Source organism: Desulfopila aestuarii DSM 18488 (assembly GCF_900143695.1).
Classification (GTDB): domain Bacteria; phylum Desulfobacterota; class Desulfobulbia; order Desulfobulbales; family Desulfocapsaceae; genus Desulfopila; species Desulfopila aestuarii.
Genome location: NZ_FRFE01000016.1, coordinates 1 through 21,182 on the forward strand (window position 1 = coordinate 1; position 21,182 = coordinate 21,182).

Sequence of the window (21,182 nt, forward strand, 5' to 3'; positions counted from 1 at the left end):
CGCAGAGCGATTACGAAGAGCTGCTACCGAACAGGCTCAAAGCCGCCGACCTCCTTTTGCCGCAATCAATAAGTGGGGTTTAATTAGCGGATACCAAAAGATAAACGCATATCCAATGATCTGAGCCTCTTTGTGATGTCTTAAAAAGATGTAACCAGTCCAGATATAAACGATGCCAAGAAAAGCAAACGTGGGCAAAGACATCATTAGAAAGTTTAATTCAGTCAAAATGCTAAAGAAAATCCAGCAGATATCTAAAGCGGAAAAATATAGAAAAAATTTAGGTAGCTTCTTGTCGATGAACAGATATGAGCCATACAGTAATAGAACTCCACTGACAAGGCTTGAGACTTGATTGCCAATCAACATAAAGGGGTTTTTCATCCAAAGGAGAAATGCCAACATAAAAACATAGCGCAAAAAATAGATAGCCCAGCTGATTGACCATATTTTTAAATATTTTTTACGGTCCTGGTAAAAAAGATAAAAATACAAGGATGAAAGAATTGCAGTTCCTGCCATAGTGGCCAAAATTGATGGTACTAGCCAGTCCATAAAAATCCCTTTTTTTGTTCCTGAAAAAGGTTAAAAAACCCGCCCTTCAGGCGGGTAGCATTGTGCTAGCAGTTGATATAAAATCGGTCACATGGATTATCGCCAGGGCAGTCATACAAAATTCAAGATTGAGTACCATTTTGTTTGGGTTCCAAGTACCACTACCATGTGCTGCAGGGTGACCTTGGGCTGCGGGTGCGTGCACTGGTTCGACAAACATGTGAACGATTGGAGATTCAGATACTGAGAGGTTTAATCAGCAAAGATCATGTCCACATTCTGGTTTCTGCGCAACCCGATATCTCACCCCCTTACATCATGCGAAGAGTGAAGGGTCGGGTTTAACGAAAGGTTTTCGAAGAATTCCCTATGGTAAAGAAGCGATACTGGGGTCGTCATTTCTGGGCGAGGGGGTATTTTTGTGTCAGCTCTGGTTAACTCACGAAAGAAATGATTGAAGACTATTTGTCCCATCATTTTGAAACAGACCCCAACGATCGTTTTGATATCGAATAAACCGGTGGATGCCGGTGTTGCTGGACTTTCAGTCCGCGATATGCAAACCCACCGACTTAAGTCGGTGGTTATTTAGTTTCGTGAAAGCTCTACATTCTTGCATACTGCTTGTCCCTATCTTTTTTACAATCTACCACATGCATTATTGATAAATCAAATATTAGTACCTGAATATAGGAGGAAATTTGATGACAATCATTCATCATTTTTGACATTACCTTGCCGGGTTTAACCACAAACAATATGGAAATATGGGAAAATTGAGACTCTCCGTGATTCTAACAAGGAGTACCTTTCAACTTTTTTGAAAAGAAAGAGTTATGATCACATGGTCATGCTTGAATTAATCTGCACTAAAGTCATGATTTTCCATTAAAAAAACTTAAACAATACCCCATCCATAATTGACTTTCCTTTTTTGGCAGGTAATTTCTAGCCAAGACTGTTTTGTTCAACCCGACGTGCTGCTGTCAAATGAGAATCACTATGTCAAGTTTGTAGCAGAATTTGTTGACGGGCTTGTCTGACAAGGTTTATTACAACAGATAAAGTCAGATCAACCATCAGTGAATATTTGATACAAATAATCCTTGTGAATAAAGAGAGATAGCAAAAATGCATTGGCTAGATAAGATACCTCTTTCCTTACTTGTAATTCTGTCGTTAACTTTAGGGCTTGCTCCATTTACACCTGTACCTCATCTCATCGAAAAAATAGGGATGCTCGTCAGTGGCAACCTGAATAAGCCTATCGATATATTTGATTTAATTATGCACGCAAGCCCAATAGCACTTCTTGTTATGAAAATGGGACGCAGTGTCCTTCGATAGTACTCATCCAATCAATACTACTGCTGTTTTCCGGAGGTGATGATCTTTTATTTTCGATGTCTCTTCGAGAAATTTTGTAGGCGCAATCTGCGAGTAGGCAGATTTGAGGCCAAAGCGCTACCGAACCGACCATATAGCCGCAAATTTTGAGCAGAAGTATTCCTTGAAGGTCTTAAAATCTGCTGCATAAGAAAATGGATTCTCATAACTGCTGAGCACTGTCGCATAATACTGTTTTAAATCACAGAAGAACCTTAGCCAACCATTGGGCCTCACAATTGGCAAGTTAAAAGAAATGTCTGTCAGTGCGATTTGATGTTTTTCCTGAGCCAGTAGCACTCCCCTCCAGCCTATCCGCATCATGGTGTATACTCAAGTGTGGGCATACCGCCCGTACAACCCCAACCACAGGAGGTGCACCATGAAAGTAACCCAAGCGGTCGATTTCCATCTGTAGTACCACCGAGCTAACTTGAAAAAAAAATACCATCAAGACATGTGAGTTCGTGCTCTGGCGCTTTACTGAGCGATTTGGTCAACGTGACCTCACCAGTATCTCCCAGGAGGAGGTGCTGGAATTCCTAATGAATTTGCGCATGGCACTGATCCTGGCTTTCGTATCGGCATTCTCGTTGATGCCCACGTACCTACTCGCCCAGACGAGCAGGCCCAACATCCTATTTATTCTCACGGACAATCTCGGTTACGGTGAGGTAGGCGTTTATGGGGGGGGCGTTACGCGCGGAGCGCCGACGCCTCGTATCGATTCGTTAGCTCGGGAAGGCATGCGCTTCCTGAACTTCAACATGGAGACGCAATGCACGCCTAGCCGGTCGAGCCTGATGACCGGCCGCTGGGCAATTCGTTCCGGCACACACTCAGTGCCGTTCGGAGGCGTCGCCGACGGCCTGACGCAATGGGAAGTGACCATCGGTGAGGCCCTGTCCGAAGTGGGCTACGCGACGGGCTATTACGGCAAGTGGCACCTCCGCAACCACGATGGGCGACTTCCCAACGACCAAGGCTTCGACGAATGGTTTGGCATTCCCCGGACGACCGATGAATCACTGTGGCCGTCTTCGCCGGGCTGGTCCGCGGACATCATGCCCGCTGAAGAGATGATGGAAGGTCGCAAGGGCGAAAAAAGCCGCCCGTTGGGGGTGTATGACGTGACACAGCGTCGCCTCATTGATGCGGAGATCACTCGTCGGGCAGTTTCGTTTATCGGCAAGCAAGCACAGTCTGACAAGCCCTTCTTCGCGTACGTGGCACTTACGCAACCTCACCTGCCAAGCGAGCCGAACCCGACATTCAAGGGGCGGACGGGCAACGGCGACTGGGCGGACATGCTCACCGAAATGGACGCCAACGTCGGCCAGATGCTCGATGCAGTAGACAGGGCTGGTATCCGTGAAAACACTATTGTCATCTTTACAAGCGACAACGGTCCAGAATTTATTCGCCCCTGGGATGGCTGGGTCGGTCCTTGGCGCGGTCAGTACTTAACTGCGCTTGAAGGCGGCATTCGCGTGCCCTTCATGATTCGCTGGCCCGGCAAGATTGCTGCAGGGCGCGAGAGCAACGAGATCGTTCACGGCGTAGACATGTTCGCCACGCTTGCCCAGTTCGGTGTCGCGAAGGTTCCCACCGACAGACCTTTCGACAGCATCGATCAGTCGGACTTTTTCCTCGGCAAAACTGAAAAGTCGGCACGCGAGGGCTTCCCAATCTGGTGCGCCGAACGACTAATGGCTGTGAAGTGGCGCAATTGGAAACTGCACTTCTACCGGCAGGACAACATGTTCGACCCGCCGGTCATGAACCCCGTTCCGACTATCTACAACCTTTACACTGATCCCCTTGAGAAAAAACCAACACCCGACTCGTGGGTAGTCGGTCCTAGTCTGAAGATCGTGAACGAGTTCGAGCAAAGCGTGAAACAGCATCCGCTGATATTGATGGGCACACCTGATCCGTATCGACCCGGCACCCCTCAATAGTGAAACCAACCGCCGTCCTAACAGTTCAGCGGACGCAGTGATCTGCGCCGCTGAACTCCACATTCAAACTGTCAATTCCAAGCTTTTACTTCCAAACCTTCCTCGCTGGTTAATAGCAGTTTCAGTTAAGATTCGGGGGAGCCTGCCAGCTGAAGTTGCTTTTTACATAATCGAGGCTCAGGATGATCCTGCTTTCCGATAGGGATAGTGGCTGGCGGCAAGCTGCCTCACATCTTTCTGAGGGCATCCATATCGAATTTGATGAAATCGAGGTAGTATTTCTATTTAGCAATACTATCATATACGTATTGTAGTTTCATTTACCGGCTATCTTTTCCGGGTGTTATCTTAATCCCCTATCTTATTTGGGCAATAAAACATAATAAAGGCAGAGAAGTGATCATTATGATTCCTCAAAATGACACTCCTCTCCTTCTCAAAACACCTAATCCCATCCCTCCTCGCCCCTTACCCCAAAACCCGTATTTCCCGGCTCATGGTCGACAGAGACTCAGCCCCGTCGGCGGTGACCACCACATCATCCTCGATACGCACTCCGTTTTCACCGGCGAGATAGATGCCAGGCTCAATGGTGTAGGCATTGCCTTCGATCAGAAGTTCGTTATTCTGCCCATGAATATAGGGATTCTCATGGCATTCCATGCCGATGCCATGACCTGTGCGGTGGGTGAAGAACTGGCCGTATCCGGCATCTTCTATCACCTGGCGTGCTGCCTGGTCCACCTCGGCACAAGCGATACCCGGCCTGCCAGCCTTGCGGCCCGCTTCATTTGCCTGCTGAACGACAGTATGGATTTCCCGGGCCTTGGCATCAATTTCGCCAATGGCAAAGGTCCTCGTCAGATCGGCAGCATAACCGTCATATGCCGCTCCCCAGTCGACAATCAGCAGATCACCAGCCGCAAGCTGCCTCTCGGTCGGGGTTGCATGCGGGTTGGCGCCGTTTGGTCCTGCTGCGATGATCGGGGAAAATGGCAATTCGCCGTCTGAACCGTGGCGCATGAGCTGGATGAACAGTTCGCCAGCTATCTCTTTTTCACTCACCCCTATCTTCACCATAGGTAGCGTCGCCTCAAGCGCGTTTTCGGCAATCTGTACCGCTTTTCGCATTCGGGTGATTTCGTCTGCATCTTTTACAGCTCGCAAGTCGGCGAAAAGTTCTGAACCATCCAGATATTCGGCGTTGGCCGCTTCGCGCAGATAATTGTACTCCAATAGTCGCATCTGGCCCGGTTCCACCCCCACCCTGGCACCATGAAGCCCGCACCCATCAAGTCCATCTTTAAAAACTTTAGCCCAGCCTTTCGGATTATCATCGTAAGTGTACGCCCTCATATCGTAGCTGAGCTGCTCCAGCTTTCGCTCTTCAAGCTTTGGAAGAATAATAGTGGGGTTTCGACCAGGTACAAAGACTACAACCACTGGCCGCTCCATCAGATGGAAATGCAGGCCGGTCAGATAGGTGAGGGTTGGACCGGCGTTGACTACTGCTCCGGTCATACCACGTCGCCCAATAGCGCTATATAATTTCTGTACTCGAGCTTCAAACATATTGACTCCGGGAAAATAAAAAAGTGAAAGAGAGAAGACAGCAAAGCGCTGCCACCTCTCTACCAACTATTCAACTTCAAGGTTGACAGGCTTGAAAAAATTCTAAAACCCTATGAGGTATCAGGTAATTCAAGGAATTCCCCTCCTCAGCCGTTCTGAATCCCTTTAGGCGGTACCATCGTGGAGTTGCTTTTTCAAGACATTTCGTCTTAATTGGTGTAATTTCCCTAACAGTTATGTCACCCACACAATCATTCTCGATAGGAGATCAGCATGAAAAAGTATGTATGCGATGTATGCGGTTTTGAATATGACCCAAAAATCGGCTTACCAAATCAGGGTATTGCACCGGGAACTGCTTTTGAAGATCTGCCGGAAAGTTTCACCTGCCCGGTATGCGGTGTCGCCAAGTCGGAATTCAGCCCTGCCGACTGATTATTACACCGTTATATAGATAAGCAATATCTACGGTTCAGGCGAATTGCAAAAATCTGCCTGAACCGTTGTCTTTCCGCCAGATCAACAGACCACCACACTTTTATCCAATCTTAACATTTCCGCACCACTGTTACTAACCCATTGCTTTCATCTCTGATTATCACCTGACATTCCTCCACTCTTTTCACCGTGCCAACGATATCTCGTTGGCAGTGAGGAAAGAGCCCTCAATCACAACATCGAGGGGTCATTTGGAACACGTTTAAGCAGCAATTCATGGAAACCTGGTTTCCATAATCTTCATATATCAAAATCAGTTATTTACATCATGACAATCTGTTATTTTCCCTCGTTTACAAATGCAATATCCCTTGCCATAAAGATTACTGATGCAGAGGGATTAACTATCATCAAAAACAATAATTTCTAACACTTATGAAGAAAAAATCCAATACACCGATACGACCCTTCTGCCTGACAGCAGAGAATCCAATTGCAGGCAACAGGGGTTAGTGGTAGATAGCCACTCTGTGTCAATTGTTGGCCCGGCTTGCGCACAATCATAAACTCGCAACAAATCAGCCGTATACGCTCACTCTTTACAGCAGGAAGGATTTATGTACAAAGTTTCCCATGATAAACAAGACATTGTAATTCGCTTTGAGAAGGATCTTGCAGACGAAGAGGTACTCTCGAAATTCCTCGGTCACATCAGCCTGCAGTCACTGCTACAAAAGAGCAAAGGTATCGGCGCAAGCGATAACATCCGCAGTAAAACAAAAATAGGTAATTTCCCGAAAAATTTTGATCTGCTACGCAATCCTTCGCTCAATAAAGGCACAGCGTTCACCATTGAGGAGCGCGAGCAGCTCGGCTTAAGCGGGCTGTTGCCACCAAAGGTCCACACCATTGACGAGCAGGTTGAACGGATCTTATATAATTTACGAAAAAAACCGACCGACATGGAGCGGTATATCTTTCTTACCAGCCTGCAGGATCGTAACAAGACGCTGTTTTATCGGGTATTGATTGACAATATTGAAGATCTCATGCCTATCGTCTACACCCCTACGGTTGGACAGGCATGCCTTGAGTATGGTCAGATCTTTCGTCGGCCGCGTGGCATCTACATTACCCCGAACGACAGTGGAAAGATTGCTGACTTGCTCGGCAACTGGCCCCATAAGGACATCCGGGTTATTGTCGTTACCGACGGCGAGCGAATCCTGGGCCTCGGCGACCTTGGAGCCGACGGCATGGGCATCCCGGCCGGCAAACTTGCACTGTACACGGCCTGCGGCGGTATTCATCCTTCACTCAGCCTGCCGGTGACCATTGATGTCGGCACCAACAATGAAACGTTGCTGAATGACCCGCTCTATATCGGTATGAAACATCCCCGTATCCGCGGCCAGGTTTACCAGGATCTCGTCGATGAATTCATCATGGCGGCCCAGCAGGTCTACCCCGGCGTACTGATCCAGTTCGAGGATTTCGCCAACAACAACGCATTTAATTTCCTCCAGAAATACCGAGATGATATCTGCTGTTTTAACGACGATATCCAGGGTACCGCCTCGGTCACTCTGGCCGGGCTGTTCTCGGCAATGCGTATTACAGGCGGCTCTCTCGCCGATCAGCGTTTCCTCTTCCTCGGCGCCGGTGAAGCCGGTATCGGCACCGGCGATCTTGCCGTCTCCGCCATGATGGAAGATGGGCTGTCTCTTGAAGAAGCACGCAAGCGTTGCTGGTTTGTCGACTCCAAGGGGTTGATCGTGAAAAGCCGTGAAGGCCTTAGCGGCCATAAACTCGACTACGCCCACGACCATGAGCCGATCACCGATTTCCTTGCTGCAGTTGAAGCGCTGAAACCGACTGCGATCATCGGTGTCTCTGGCCAGCCGAAACGATTCAACCAGGCTGTGGTCGAGGCCATGTCGAGAATCAACGAGCGCCCGATTATTTTCTCACTGTCAAACCCGACTTCAAAAGCGGAATGCACTGCTGAAGAGGCCTATAACTGGTCCGATGGCCGGGCAATTTTCGCCAGTGGCAGCCCCTTTGATCAGGTGGTTTATAAGGGGAAAAAATTCCTGCCGGCCCAGGGCAACAACGTCTACATCTTTCCAGGTGTGGGAATGGGCGTTATGGCCAGCCGTGCCTCCCAGGTCACGAACGAGATGTTTCTTGCTGCCGCCAGAACAGTGGCCAAGGAAGTTTCCGAGACTGATCTGCGCATTGGCCGGATTTTCCCGCCACTCCCCCGTATCCGGGAAGTCTCCCTGGCCATCGCCGTCGAAGTGGCGGAAATTGCCTACCGTCAGGGCCTGGCCTCAGTGTCCCGCCCTGATAACCTGGAGGAATATATTGCCGGCTTGATGTATGAACCGGAGTATACCTCGTACGTCTGACCCGGATTTCTCATGAACATTGTGTCAATTTAGCTGGGATCGCGTCTTAATAACGCATTGAACCAGAAAGATAGGAGTACCAAATTTGCACAATGTTCACACAGAGCAGCGGCTGATATCTCTCTGGCCGGTGAATCCATGATTCACCGGCCGGATCTGTTTGGACGTACCTCAGCGTGAAGCTGTCCCCATCCGACTTGCAGTTCTCTGGAAATCATCTTCTAATGGTGGAGAGGTCCGCGCAAAGAGTGTATGTTTTGCGTAGTCAAACACCCTTCCTCTCATCGATTTTCAGCAGACAATATATGCTCAAAACGACACCCATTATCACCGTCACCGCCGCCATCATTGAAAAAGATGGCCGAATTCTCGCAGCTCGCAAACGGGACGGCCTCCATTTGGCAGGATACTGGGAGTTTCCCGGCGGCAAATTGGAAGCACATGAGACGCCGGAGGACTGCCTGCGGCGTGAGCTGACCGAAGAGCTGGGCATTCACTGTGAGATTGGACCGTTCCTGGCAGAATCTCTCCACGATTACGGTACGAAAATCATCCGGCTGCTCGGTTTTCATGCACGCCACACCCGCGGCGATTTTCATCTCACCGACCACGATGCCATCCGCTGGTTGACCGCCGAGGAACTTGCTACGGTGCAATGGGCTCCTGCTGACATTCCGCTGGTTGATGCTCTTATAAGCAAGCTCGGCTGACCATTTCACGCTGTTCGGCAACAGCTGTGAACAGATACCAGCACTTCTCTTCGCTCATGATCAACCATTGCCTTTGGTTGCCTCAATCGCAGCCAGGATATATTTTCTGGCGGTCCGCCGATCAAGGTTCGTCAGCCGGGCCACTTCTTCATAGGTTCCGTGTAGCCGATAGAGATGACCACAGTAGCGGGTCAGCAGTTGCTGGGCGGTGCATTCTCCCTGTTCCAGCTCCCTCGCCAGCTGCTGCGGACTGCCGTCTTCTGACTGCTGTTGCCATAAGTAGTTATTGTTCAGCAGTATCCGTCGTATGCATTGTTCCAGTTCGCGGATGTTGCCAGGCCAGCTGTAGCCGGACGGCTGATGTCGCTCAATATACGTCTCCACCCTCTCCACAATCTCTTCCGAATTTTTACCGAGAATTCGGCGCACGGTCACCTCAAGCAGAAGACGCAGCTCGCCCGGATGTTCGGCCAGCCGTCGGCGAAGGGGCGGCACCTCGATGATGTCTGAGCAGAGCCGATAATAAAAATCATCCCTGAAAGCGCCAAGTTTACGCAACGCTGTAAGATCCCGGTTGGTGGCGGCGATCACCCTGCCCTGGAACCGTTCGACCTTGTGACTTCCCACCGGCGCAAAGGTTCGTGATTGCAGGACCTGCAGCAGTTTTATCTGCACCGGCACACTTACATCACCAATCTCATCGAGAAAGATAGCACCACAGGGACTGCAGCGGGCGAAAATACCCTGATGGTTGTCCACCGCGCCAGTGAATGCACCCTTTTTGTGACCGAACAACTCCGATTCGATCAGCTGTTCTGGGTATTGTGATAAATTGATGGCGATAAAGGCCTTGGCAAAACTCTCGCTGAATGTAGAGGTTTTCGGGTTAAAAGGAATAAATCCCGATCGACCGATGGCGGCCGCCGCCATGCCCTTTCCTGTTCCGGTCTCCCCCAGGATCATTGTGGAGAAATCTTCCATCCGATCCCAGAGGTAATCGTTGTAGAGGCGAATATCACCGGTGAAGACGTTATTCCAGAGTGCGTGCCGGAAGCCGACAACCGAACGGCTCTCTCCCGCGATGGTCCTGATAAAGTAGTAGGCCCGCCGCATCTGGAAAAAGAGAGCAAAAAGCCTGAGCGCATCCGGTTCAGAAAATCCGTAGCCGGTGAGCATTGACAGCACATCACGAGCAAAGACCACCTGACAGCACGTCTCTCCTCTTACCTCCTGCTTACGGATATGCTCGTCATAGGCGTCGCAGAACAGATGAAAGGTGTAGAACAGCTTGCCGTATTCCAGAAGCCGCCGATCTTCGGCGGCCAGCTCCACTTGCCGAGACTCCACCTCATGAATATGCTGGCCCACCTTGGCCACCAGTCGCTCCAGAATCTCTTTTAACGGAGTTTCTGCAGGCAACCCGGTGGCCACGAGGTCAAGCTCCTGCCTGGTTCGACCAAATGGATTGGAAAGAATCGCATCCCGAATCGTCCGAAAGAAATCCCGTTCAACACCTTGCATATCCGCCCTCTATACATTTGATGTACATATACCTATCACATTTTGTTTGAAGATCACTCTGGCACTTCCAAAGCCGATCCGGCATATCATGGAACACTTATATACAATATCAGCAACTTAAATCACAATCCATAACCTGGCATGCTTCCTGCGAATGCTTCGCTATCTTCACCAATCATTCAGGAGGAACAACATGCAGAAACAGCAAAAATGTACACCACGTATCGCCATTCTTACCGCCATAGCTATCATGTTTATTCTGCTGATCTTCGGCAGATCTATCCAGGCTGTACCCATCTCGCAACCGGCTCCATCCCCGAAAGGATCCGTTATTGTCCTCCACGGTCTGGCACGCACATCGCTCTCCATGACCTATATTGCCAGAGGTCTTGCGAAGCATGGTTATGTTGTCGAAAACCTCGATTACCCATCCACCAGGCTGAGCATTCCTGAGCTAAGCGAACGATATCTTTCACCGGCAGTGGAACGTGCGGCCGCACACAGTTGGCCTGTTCACATCGTCAGTCATTCCATGGGCGGCATCCTGGTCCGGCAGTATCTGGCTGATCACCCGACCCACGAGATTGGCAGAATCGTCATGCTGGCCCCGCCAAATGGTGGAAGCGAATTAATCGACGCTGTCGCCGCAAACGACCTGCTTCTCAGAAAAACATTGGGCCCTGCCGCCTCTCAGCTGGCCACCGCCACTACCTCACTTGCCAACACTCTACCGTCTGTTCCTTCAGACCTCGGCGTCATCGCCGGTGCCAGATCATGGAACCCACTTTTCTCTGCCCTCCTTCCCGGTGAAGACGATGGCAAGGTCACGGTGGCAAGCACCAGACTTCCCGGCATGCAGGACCATCTTGTTCTGCCCATCAACCACACCCTGATCATGTGGAACAATGAAGTGCTCACCCAAATTATCCATTTCCTTGAGCAGGGCTCCTTTATCCACCAAAGCAATATACACTAAATGCACATACGAATAGACAATTTCTGTTGCCTCTTCATGCAACCAATCACTCAGCACCAGTAGATAATTAACATTTTCATATGATTTCAAACAATTAACAAGAAATCCTCTTTTGGCACGTTTCATGCTCAATAGCAAACGACAACAATACTCAACCGAGATCATTCACAACCCAGGGAGTTTCACCATGAAATCAACAACCACGCAAGCGCCACGTCGTCCCCTTGTACCGATGGCTGCGACCTATTGCCTCGGCGTCTTCAACGATAACTATTTCAAACAAGCCGCAATGCTGCTGGCCGTATCGGCAGGTTTAAACCAACTCCAGGGCTGGGCAACTGTGCTTTTTGCCTTACCCTTTATTCTTTTTGCTGCTCATGGCGGCTGGTGCGCCGACCGTTTTGCCAAGAAACGGGTAGTCGTTTTCTCAAAAGCGCTCGAAGTGGGGGCCATGGCCACCGGTGCCATCGGCCTGCTTGCCGGCAACTGGTTCTGCATCCTGGCCATGGTTTTTCTCATGGGTCTGCAGTCCACCTTTTTCAGCCCCGCCTTAAACGGCGCAGTTCCTGAGCTGTATCCGGAGGACCAGGTGCCAAAGGTCAATGCGGTACTCAAGCTCACCACGACGCTCGCGATCCTGGCCGGGGTGGCAACTGCCGGTATTTCTCTTGATCAGCATTGGTTTGAATATCAGAACTTTTCCCCCGGCATCCTGCTGGTGGCTATCACCACACTTTGTGTTGCCACTGGAGGATTTCTCGCCTCACTGGCATTAACCGGTAAAAAGAGTGACGTAACCACCAAACCTTTCCCCTGGTTCGGACCTTTTGATTCTCTTCGCGATCTTCGTGAGATCTGTCGTGACCGTGAGTTCCTGCTGGCGATCGTCTCCGATGCCTGGTTTTATTGTGTCGCCTCGTTCACGGTTCTTACCATCAATACCCTTGGTCTCAATTTCTTAGGTTTTTCCCAGACCAAAACCAGCCTGCTTTCCGTCTGCCTGATGCTCGGGATCTGCCTTGGTTCGTTTGTCGCCGCCAGACGCGTCAAGCTTGGCAACTGGTCTGCCGATCTGGTCATTTCCGCGATTGGCATGGCCTTTGGTCTCCTTCTGGCTGGACTGACGATTTTCATCCCTGTTGCAGGCCGCTTTGCCTGGCTTTGCACCGCACTTCTGGCATGCGGTATCGCCGGCGGCATATTCCTCATTCCGGTTACCAGTTTTCTCCAGGTACGGCCGGACAACTCAGAAAAAGGCAGGGTGCTGGCTGCCTCCGGTTTCAGTTCCTTTGTTGCGATCATGTTCTCAGGTCAGCTGTTCAACCTGTTGGAGAATAGACTATCACCGTCAACCCTGCTGATTATTGCCGGCCTGCTCGGCATCTTGATGGCCATCATCCTTCTGTTTTTGAAACCGGGAAAAAGTGTTCGTGCAAAATTGATTGCTTCTCTTCTCAAACGGATGCTCGCCCTTCGGTACCGCATTACGCTGTCCGGCCTTGAGACTATTCGCCCGGAAAATGACAAGGGAATTCTCTTTCTACCCAACCACCCTGCCCTGATCGACCCGGTAATTGTGATGTCTGCGATCTACGACCGTTTTACTCCTCGTCCGCTCTCGGAAGCTGCCCAGGTTGACAAACCTGTTATCCGCAGCCTGATGCGATCAATCAACCCGATCCTGCTACCGACGGTGGGGCGTGACGGCAACAACAACCGTGAACAGGTCCATGCAGCCATCGACACGGTTGTCGCAAGTCTTCGTCAAGGCGACAACATTCTTTTCTATCCGGCAGGACGATTGACCAGAAACGGCCGGGAAGAGCTGGCCGGGAAATCTGGAGTGGAATATATCGTCCGGCAGATCCCCGACCTCCAGACGGTACTAGTCCGGACCAGTGGGCTCTGGGGCAGCAGCTTCAGCCGGGCCTGCGGTACGCCGTCGCTCTTCAAGATGCTCCGCACCTATATCTTCGCCCTCGTTGCCAACGGACTGTTCTTTTTACCAAAACGTGAGGTGACCGTGGAGTTCGTAAGGGATCACCGGCTTGCAACCCTGCCCGACCGAACAGCCATCAACACCTATCTGGAGTCCCATTACAATGCGGATTCCGTCACCCGCACAGAGGTCCCCTTTTTTCGATGGCAGGGAAAGACAACCATAAGCCAAGCTGGCGATGCCAGCGATCAGCAAGCCATCTCCACCAGCAATATTCCTGATTCGATCCGGGAGCAGGTGACTAAAAAAATAGGTGAACTCTGCGGTCTCCCTGTTACCGACAGCCAAAATCTTGCGAACGATCTGGGGCTCGATAGCCTCAGCATCATGGAGCTGTCCAGTTGGCTGGAACAGGAGTTTGGCCATCTCATCCATGACCCGGCCGCCCTGCAAACTGTTGCCGACTGTATCCTGGCCGCCGATGGTAGACTGCTCAATCAGGAAGACCCTGAATTGAACCCTCCTCCCAGCAAATGGTTTGCCCCACGGATAGCGGATTCGGCCACCTTCGGCAATTGTGTATCCATTCCCGAAGCCTTTTTGAAGCAGGCCCTTCGCAACCCGAACAAGGTGATTATTGCCGACCGGATCGGTGGCCCCAAAACCTATCGGGACATTCTGACCGCCATCTTCGCCCTCAAACCGTTTCTGGATCAACAGCCGGGAGAGCGGATCGGTATCATGCTGCCCGCATCAGTCAGTAGCACCATCGTTTACCTGACTGCGCTCTTTAGCGGCAAGACCCCGGTGACGTTCAACTGGACTGTGGGTCATGCCAATATCGCCCACGGCATCGCCGAGACCGGGGTGCAGTGCATCATTTCGGCAAGCCCATTGTGCAAAAAGGTAGAAGAGCAACAGGGTATCAATCTGCAAGATCTTGACGTTGAATGGCTCCAACTCGACCAACTCCTGCCAGCAATTGGTCTTGCTGACAAAGCGCAGGCCTTCATCAAGGCTCACCTGTTTGCAAAGAGTCTTGCCTGCAAACCGATCCCTGACGATGCGGTGATCCTCTTTACCAGCGGCTCAGAATCGCGGCCCAAGGCGGTACCACTCAGCCATGCCAATATTCTCGCCAACCTTACAGATTTCACCAGCACTGTGCACCTGGGCCAAGAAACCAGACTGCTCGGCATCCTGCCGCCATTCCATTCACTTGGCCTGACCGGTACGATCATCATGCCGCTCTGCCTTGGCATCCCCACCGTTTATCATGCCAACCCGACGGAATCGGCTACCCTGGCTAAGCTGATAGACATCTACCAGGCGACCATGCTGATTTCCACCCCGACCTTTCTCGGATCCATTCTCCAGGCTGGCAGCAAGAAGCAGCTTGAAAGCCTGCAACTGGTCTTTACCGGGGCTGAAAAATGTCCGGAATCGGTTATGCATGCACTCAAAACGGTCAACCAGGAGGCAACGCTCTGTGAAGGCTACGGAATCACAGAATGCTCACCGCTGGTCAGCATCAACACACCTGGAGATAATGGCCCAGGAACCATTGGCAGGCTGTTATCATCGATCGAATACGCCATTGTCGACGATAATTGCGGCCAAAAATTACCAACAGGCGAACGCGGCTTACTGCTCGTTCGCGGCCCCAATATCTTCCGGGGCTATCTCAACCAGGAAGCGACGGCAGGTTTTTGCGAATTCATGGGTAAGCGCTGGTACCAGACAGGCGATTATGTCGTGGAAGATACGGAAGGTCGCCTGGTCTTTTCCGGCCGCAAGAAACGGTTCGTCAAGATAGGTGGCGAGATGATCTCACTACCGGCAATCGAGGATGTTCTCCTAAAAAACACTCACACCAGCTCAACCGATGGGCCTCCTCTTGCCATTGAGGCGACTGACAATGAAAGCCATCCGGAGATTGTTCTTTTTACGACAATAGATCTTGACCGGAGTAAGGCGAACAGCCTGCTGCGCGAGGCCGGGCTTTCCCCATTGCACAATATCAGACAGACAATCCGGATCGAGACAATCCCGGTGCTTGGCACCGGCAAGACCGACTACCGGCAACTCAAAAAGATGCTGGTTCAGGAGGAGGTGTGACCTTCGTCCTCTTCCGCCGCGCCGACACCAGACGTTTACGCAGGTAGTCGGATCCGAAGATGAGGATGATGCCAAGCCAGGCGAGACCATACACGCCGGTGGAGACGGGAGCGGTATTCAACACCTTCTGCACCGGCGGCCAGTAGAGGGTTGCCCAGGAGAAAAAGACCTGGATAACTATACCGAAAAGAATCAGTTTATTGGTTAATAGGCCGAGATCGAGCCCGGATCGCAGATCATAGCGCCGACCGATCAAGTTACCGATCTGCATCAGCAAAATGGTTGCCAGGGCAATGCCTGTGGCCGATCGGTAGAGCGGAGAATCCGTCGGCAGTTCCACCCCATACTGCCAGCCACCGTTCACAAGCACATAAAAGAAGAGAAAGAGTGACCATGCACCTTCCAGGAGGCCAAGGAACAGATAACTGTGGACAAGGAGAGCCGGAGTCAGCAGACCGCGAGCAAGATCACGCGGAGGTTGCTCCATAACCTCGGCTGAAGGCGGCTCCTGGCCAAGGCCCATGGAGGGGATGATGTCGGTCCCGAGATCGATGGAAAGAATCTGGATCACGTTTAAAGCTAACGGCACCGGCAGCACAATATAGAGCAGATAGGGCAATATCTCAGGGCCGTTACTCACCAGCACGTAGTTGGTGAATTTTTTAATATTCATAAATACCGTGCGCCCCTCTTCGATCCCGGCCACGATAGAAGCGAAATTATCGTCAAGGAGAATGATCTGGGCTGACTCCCGGGCCACATCGGTGCCTTGCCTGCCCATGGCAATGCCCACGTCGGCGGCTTTCAAGGCTGGAGCGTCGTTGACCCCGTCGCCGGTCATGGCAACCACCTTTTCCAGCTGTTGCAGGGCCGTGACAATTTTCATTTTCTGCTCTGGCGTAGTCCTGGCAAAGACCCTTACCCCCTCATTTATCTTCTCGGTCAGCTGGGTTACAGAGAGTTTTTCAAGGATTTTGCCGGTAAGGCAAAGCATATCAGCATCATCGCCCTCCCCGGCAATACCGATCCTCTGTGCCACCGCCAGGGCCGTTCCCTGATGATCGCCGGTTATCAAAATAATGTCGATCCCCGCCTTCCGGCATTTCTCTACTGCTCTTGGCACCTCGGGCCGCACCGGGTCCTCTATGCCGATAAAACCGGCGAGCGCCAAGTTATGCTCCAACTCGTCCTGCAGCGATGGGTCGGGTGCAGCGAGCCGCTCATCTTCCGCGGCCGCCATCTTCCGCCAGGCAACTGCGATAACCCGCAACCCCTGCCCAGCCATTTTCTGCATCACGGATTCAGCCTGATCAGCGGCAGCCCGCTCCCCAACCAGCATGGGCTGGATCGCCTCGAAGGCCCCTTTGACGACAAACATCGAACCGTGCTCTGTCTCCAACACTCCGGCCGAACGTCTTTTCTGGACATCGAAGGCAAAAACGTGGCGGATTTTTGCTTGCACCTCATGAAAATCAAGACCACATCCAGCGCACTTTGCTGCCACCGCCACATCCAGAGCATCACCGAAGAGACCCGCCTCCGTTTCCCGAACCTCGGAGGCGGCCAGGGCAAAGCGTAAGAGATCTTGCTGCTCCGACTCAGAAAGAGCTTCCCCGGAATGGGCCGCTACCATCTGGGTGATAGCCAGACGATTCAGGGTGAGCGTCCCGGTCTTATCCGAGCAGATCACATGGACTGCGCCCAGTGATTCCACGGCATTGAGGCTTTTCACCAGTACGTTCTTTTTCGCCATCCTGAGACTGCCCATGGCCAGCGACAGGGTGAAGGTCGGCAGCAATCCTTCCGGTACATTGGCAACGATAATCCCCATCATAAAGACCAGATTGGTCCACAGCGGTTTACCTGACAAAACTCCATACAAAAAGAAGCCGACACCCATAATGCAGGCAATAATGGTGAGCACTCTGACCATATGCGAGGTTTCCCGTTCAAGCGGCGAACTGCTCCGCTTGATGGTTTGGGAAAGATGCGCCACCTTGCCGAACTCGGTGCGGATACCCGTGGCAAAAACTACACCGAGCCCAGTACCGCGCACCACTGTGCAACCGGCAAAACAGATATTTTCGGGTTCCTCCGCCTGGGTATCGCTTTCCCGGCTGGTGAGATCGCAAGGCATCGATTCGCCAGTAAGCGGGGAGTTATCAACCTGCAAATCATGACTTTCCACCAACCGCAGATCGGCTGGGACCTTATCGCCTTCCGCAAGCAGAACGACATCCCCGGGCACAAGTTCTTCTGCATTCTGTTCGACTACCCGATCGTCTCGCCGTACCTGCACCAATTGCGGCAGAAAGTTTTTCAGCGCCTCCATCGCCTTTTCCGCTCGATACTCCTGAACAAAGCTGAACATGGCATTTAACAGCGCCACCCCAAAAAGCGCCCAGCCAAGCACATTCATGCTCTCACCGGGATTGACGAAATGAGCCACCATACAGATTGCAGCTGAGAGAAAAAGTAAAAGAGTAAAAAAATTGGTGAACTGCCTTGCCAGCCTGCGTAAATTCTTCCATCTATCCGGCTGATCGAACCGGTTCGGCCCCACATGAGCCAACCGCTCTCTCACCTCATCATTTCGCAGCCCGGACGAACGACTGTGCAGATGAGCAAACACTTCGTCAGGCACCAGGCGGCCGATATGGAAAAGCCGGCTATTCATATTTTTCTATAGATCCCAACATCACAGGGAGTATGGCGCAGGATCTGCTCGATCTTGTTACCGTAGAAAAAACGTGACTGAAGAAACCGATCACTGGCACCAAGCATCATCAGCCCGGCCCGGGTTTTCCCCGCCTGAATAAGAATTTCCTTGACCCAGTCATCAGAAATGAGCACATGGTCGTCAAAGCGAAACCCCACTTCACCCATCTCCTGTTTGATATCCCGCATAACCTCCCGAACGTAACCGGTCCCTCCCCTCAGAAGAGTTCGCGCTCTTGCAGCAGAAAGGTAACGGAAAAAGAGGGGATATACGGTCATGATCCTGAGGAGAATGAGCTTTTTCATGCAGGGGGCAAACATAGAGAGAAACGGCATGGCTGCCGTAAATTTGCGGGGATGCCCAGCCAGAGGAAACATCACGTTAGCCGGACAACCCAGCTGGCCGGGATTCACGACCCGCACCGCCAGGGTATTGAACTGGCGGGCCCTGAGCAGCCGTTGGGAAACAGTTCCCGCGAGAAACCCTTTCTCACGCGAAGTAGCACGGGCGCCACAGAGACAATAGACATCCTCACCCGCCGGGAGATTCGCCAGGAGGGTGGTCAAAACATCTCCCTGCAGGGTTACTGTGCTGATGGAAAGTTCGACCTCCATGGCTCGGCATTCAGCACCAATCCGCTCGAGCTTTGCGGCAAGCTTTTCACCACTTATGGCGCCATCACGGATATGAACCAGTCTCAACCGCCTGTCCGTTACGGTACAGGCTATCCTGAGCGCGTATCGGGCAACCCAGTCAGCATTGATCGAACCATCGTAGGCAAGATAGATCACAGGATTCATGGTGCCCCCGGAAAATGAAGCTTGTCCCCAGATCGACAGTCTCCTCTTTTCTATTGTCTCGAAAAACTCCATGTATGGCAAGGTGACAATATCAGTTACCAGCATTCAACAACTACTATGATTTTATTAATTTTTCTTGATCGTTTGCCTGAAAAGAAAGAAGCTCTTTGAATAAATAACAACGAATACAATGGACAACATCATAAGCGATTGGCCTTACACGGCACACCAACACCTGAGAGCGCTTCCCTCAAAGACGGTTCGTTTATCCGGGAGGATTTGGAAATTACGCAAAAACAATTATGCAACAGTTGTTATTTCCTGATATTCTCAAAGGAAAGCAGAGGAAATATCCCGATTTTTTTTTTGGAAAAGATTTCACCGATGGCGAAACATCGTCGCACCCCTGACTCATCTTCAGCTGGGAATAGAATTTCATGACTTCTCTCACTACCCATTTCCGGACCATAACGGTCACAGACGCCTCCTGTGACCCACCTGAAGAGATTGAGATCAGCGAGCTCGTCAAACCAGGCCAACTCCTTGTCACCCGGCCCGATTCCAATGTCAAAAGAGAAGAAACAATCCGTCCTGTTGCCGGGCAAAACACCCAAATCACCAAAGATGAAACCGGCATCGAAGCGACCTGTCATGGATATCCGGAAATCACCATTGAAAGCGGCGAACGGGGTGAGACAGCTGTGGTCAATGTCATCCCGCTGTTTCACATCTCCGCAGACATGATGGAGGCACATTTGACCCTCCAGCCGCCGATCGCAGAACAGATCCAGCTGGAAACGCTGGTCGATCTTCTCGAACAGGCGGGGGTAAAATATGGCCTGGATACTGAGGCCATCGAAAAGGCGCTCAGAAAGACTGTAGCGACCAACCTGCCGGTAAAACACTTTATCGCTGCCCGGGGCAAAGCGCCATTGCACGGCAAAGATGCGGCATTGCGTTTTGAAGTTGACGTAGGCAGCACACCCGGCAAGGAACTTGGTGACGGCTCCATAGATTTTCGCGAGAGGAACATGTTTGTCCCGGTATCAGAAAACCAGGTGATTGCCAGAAAATCACCTGCCACAGCAGGAATCGCCGGGATGAACCTGACTGGAGAACCACTTGCTGCCCGGGATGGCATGGACCTGCAGGTCAAAGTTTCGGAAGAGGCTATCTTTAATGAAGAAGACGGCACTGTCCGGGCAACAGTTTCCGGCGTACTCACCATTGTGGGCAAAGATACCATCAGGGTCTCCGCCCAGCAGAAAATCAACGGCGACGTTGATTTCTCCACCGGCAATATCCGCTCCCATGATGCGGTGCACATCACCGGCTCGATCCTGCCGGAGTTCATGGTCTCAACCAAGGGCGACCTGCTGGTAGGTGGTAATATCCAGGCCGCCACCGTCAACTCCCATGCCAACGTGGTGGTCAAAGGCGGCATTCTCGGCCCAACGTCAACCCTTAAGGTCGGCGGAGACGCTGATATCCACCATATCGAACGCAGCGTGCTCCATGCCGGTGGTAACATCATTATCCGCGGCAGCAGCTATTACAGTGAAATCAATGCCGGCGGCAACATTCAGGGGGCGGATAAGGTCAAGCTGGTGGGCGGCAAAGTGGTTGCTGCCGGCTCGATAACCGTGGGCCAGATCGGCTCCTCAGCCGCAGAGCCTATAAGAGTTGCCGCGGGAACCGATGCCAGGCGCTATCGACGCTACCAGGAAATGCAGCAAAGCTACGAGAAGATTCTCAAAGAAACTCAAAGCTGGTATACTCGCCATGGACACAACAAGAAAAACAGCGCCATAGAGGCCATGGAAGAAGAGATGGCGGTGATCGAAAAAGAGATAAGCCGGTTCAACCTCATTCCCGGTACCCCGGAAGATTCGCTCGGGAATCCCGACTGCTTCTATACCGAAGCGAAAATCACGGTGTCGAGCAGGATTTCCGCGGGAACGATAATCCGCATCGGCAATGAAACAACCGTGATCAAACACGAACTGGGCAAAACCCGCATCTACCTCGATCGGGCCACCAACGCCATTACCATAACCTCCTTCTAACGCGGAGAAG

At 51.5% G+C, this 21,182-nt stretch carries 12 protein-coding genes and 1 pseudogene; 8 read left to right on the forward strand and 5 right to left on the reverse strand.

The genetic code is table 11. The annotated features are described in order from the left end of the window. Positions 1-36 precede the first annotated feature (36 nt). Positions 37-555 (reverse strand): hypothetical protein, encoded by a 519-nt coding sequence (locus BUF15_RS15355; RefSeq protein ID WP_073614581.1) that lies wholly within the window; start codon positions 553-555, stop codon positions 37-39. Positions 556-646: 91 nt separating this feature from the next. On the opposite strand from BUF15_RS15355, the pseudogene tnpA reads away from it, so the two are divergent. Beyond that, positions 647-1,071, forward strand: a pseudogene (gene tnpA, locus BUF15_RS15360) (IS200/IS605 family transposase). Positions 1,072-2,498: 1,427 nt separating this feature from the next. Then, positions 2,499-3,902 (forward strand): arylsulfatase, encoded by a 1,404-nt coding sequence (locus BUF15_RS15375; protein ID WP_456151406.1) that lies wholly within the window; start codon positions 2,499-2,501, stop codon positions 3,900-3,902. Positions 3,903-4,370: 468 nt separating this feature from the next. Here BUF15_RS15375 and BUF15_RS15380 read toward each other — a convergent pair whose 3' ends face one another. Further along, entirely contained in the window at positions 4,371-5,474 is a 1,104-nt protein-coding gene (locus BUF15_RS15380) for a M24 family metallopeptidase (protein ID WP_073614587.1), read from the reverse strand. Positions 5,475-5,747: 273 nt separating this feature from the next. Between BUF15_RS15380 and rd the strand changes: the two genes are divergently transcribed. From rd to BUF15_RS15395, 3 genes are all read left to right on the forward strand, one after another. Further along, positions 5,748-5,909: a rubredoxin gene (rd, locus tag BUF15_RS15385; RefSeq protein WP_073614588.1), complete on the forward strand. Its 162-nt coding sequence runs from the start codon at positions 5,748-5,750 to the stop codon at positions 5,907-5,909. Positions 5,910-6,529: 620 nt separating this feature from the next. Further along, complete coding sequence (locus tag BUF15_RS15390; protein WP_084554044.1) at positions 6,530-8,323, forward strand: NAD-dependent malic enzyme; 1,794 nt, start codon at positions 6,530-6,532, stop codon at positions 8,321-8,323. A gap of 305 nt (positions 8,324-8,628) precedes the next feature. Continuing rightward, positions 8,629-9,033, forward strand: a complete 405-nt coding sequence (locus tag BUF15_RS15395) for a (deoxy)nucleoside triphosphate pyrophosphohydrolase (RefSeq protein WP_073614589.1) — start codon at positions 8,629-8,631, stop codon at positions 9,031-9,033. Positions 9,034-9,093: 60 nt separating this feature from the next. Here BUF15_RS15395 and BUF15_RS15400 read toward each other — a convergent pair whose 3' ends face one another. After that, a complete protein-coding gene (locus BUF15_RS15400; protein ID WP_073614590.1) occupies positions 9,094-10,554 on the reverse strand; it encodes a sigma 54-interacting transcriptional regulator in 1,461 nt (486 codons plus the stop codon). Between the two features lie 193 nt (positions 10,555-10,747). Between BUF15_RS15400 and BUF15_RS15405 the strand changes: the two genes are divergently transcribed. Together BUF15_RS15405 and BUF15_RS15410 are read left to right on the forward strand one after the other, a co-directional pair. Continuing rightward, positions 10,748-11,530 carry an esterase/lipase family protein gene (locus BUF15_RS15405; RefSeq protein WP_084554046.1) on the forward strand — a complete coding sequence of 261 codons (783 nt, stop codon included), beginning with the start codon at positions 10,748-10,750 and terminating at the stop codon, positions 11,528-11,530. A gap of 187 nt (positions 11,531-11,717) precedes the next feature. Further along, positions 11,718-15,587 (forward strand): MFS transporter, encoded by a 3,870-nt coding sequence (locus tag BUF15_RS15410; protein WP_073614591.1) that lies wholly within the window; start codon positions 11,718-11,720, stop codon positions 15,585-15,587. On the opposite strand, the gene BUF15_RS15415 is transcribed toward BUF15_RS15410, so the two are convergent. Next, positions 15,556-18,264, reverse strand: a complete 2,709-nt coding sequence (locus tag BUF15_RS15415) for a cation-translocating P-type ATPase (protein ID WP_073614592.1) — start codon at positions 18,262-18,264, stop codon at positions 15,556-15,558. The two genes, BUF15_RS15410 and BUF15_RS15415, sit on opposite strands and share 32 nt — an antisense overlap. Beyond that, entirely contained in the window at positions 18,261-19,211 is a 951-nt protein-coding gene (locus BUF15_RS15420) for a universal stress protein (RefSeq protein ID WP_073614593.1), read from the reverse strand. The genes BUF15_RS15415 and BUF15_RS15420 overlap by 4 nt, the downstream gene beginning before the upstream one ends. Before the next feature lie 332 nt (positions 19,212-19,543). On the opposite strand from BUF15_RS15420, the gene BUF15_RS15425 reads away from it, so the two are divergent. Further along, the gene (locus tag BUF15_RS15425; RefSeq protein WP_073614594.1) at positions 19,544-21,172 is read left to right on the forward strand and encodes a DUF342 domain-containing protein; all 1,629 of its coding nucleotides are present in this window, start codon (positions 19,544-19,546) and stop codon (positions 21,170-21,172) included. Positions 21,173-21,182 lie beyond the last annotated feature (10 nt).

Coding starts and splice junctions, on each gene's coding strand:
- BUF15_RS15420 (WP_073614593.1), bottom strand. CDS start 19,211: ATGCTGGTAACTGATATTGTCACCTTGCCATACATGGAGTTTTTCGAG.
- BUF15_RS15355 (WP_073614581.1), bottom strand. CDS start 555: ATGGACTGGCTAGTACCATCAATTTTGGCCACTATGGCAGGAACTGCA.
- BUF15_RS15415 (WP_073614592.1), bottom strand. CDS start 18,264: ATGAATAGCCGGCTTTTCCATATCGGCCGCCTGGTGCCTGACGAAGTG.
- BUF15_RS15400 (WP_073614590.1), bottom strand. CDS start 10,554: ATGCAAGGTGTTGAACGGGATTTCTTTCGGACGATTCGGGATGCGATT.
- rd (WP_073614588.1), top strand. CDS start 5,748: ATGAAAAAGTATGTATGCGATGTATGCGGTTTTGAATATGACCCAAAA.
- BUF15_RS15410 (WP_073614591.1), top strand. CDS start 11,718: ATGAAATCAACAACCACGCAAGCGCCACGTCGTCCCCTTGTACCGATG.
- BUF15_RS15380 (WP_073614587.1), bottom strand. CDS start 5,474: ATGTTTGAAGCTCGAGTACAGAAATTATATAGCGCTATTGGGCGACGT.
- BUF15_RS15375 (WP_456151406.1), top strand. CDS start 2,499: ATGGCACTGATCCTGGCTTTCGTATCGGCATTCTCGTTGATGCCCACG.
- BUF15_RS15390 (WP_084554044.1), top strand. CDS start 6,530: ATGTACAAAGTTTCCCATGATAAACAAGACATTGTAATTCGCTTTGAG.
- BUF15_RS15395 (WP_073614589.1), top strand. CDS start 8,629: ATGCTCAAAACGACACCCATTATCACCGTCACCGCCGCCATCATTGAA.
- BUF15_RS15405 (WP_084554046.1), top strand. CDS start 10,748: ATGCAGAAACAGCAAAAATGTACACCACGTATCGCCATTCTTACCGCC.
- BUF15_RS15425 (WP_073614594.1), top strand. CDS start 19,544: ATGACTTCTCTCACTACCCATTTCCGGACCATAACGGTCACAGACGCC.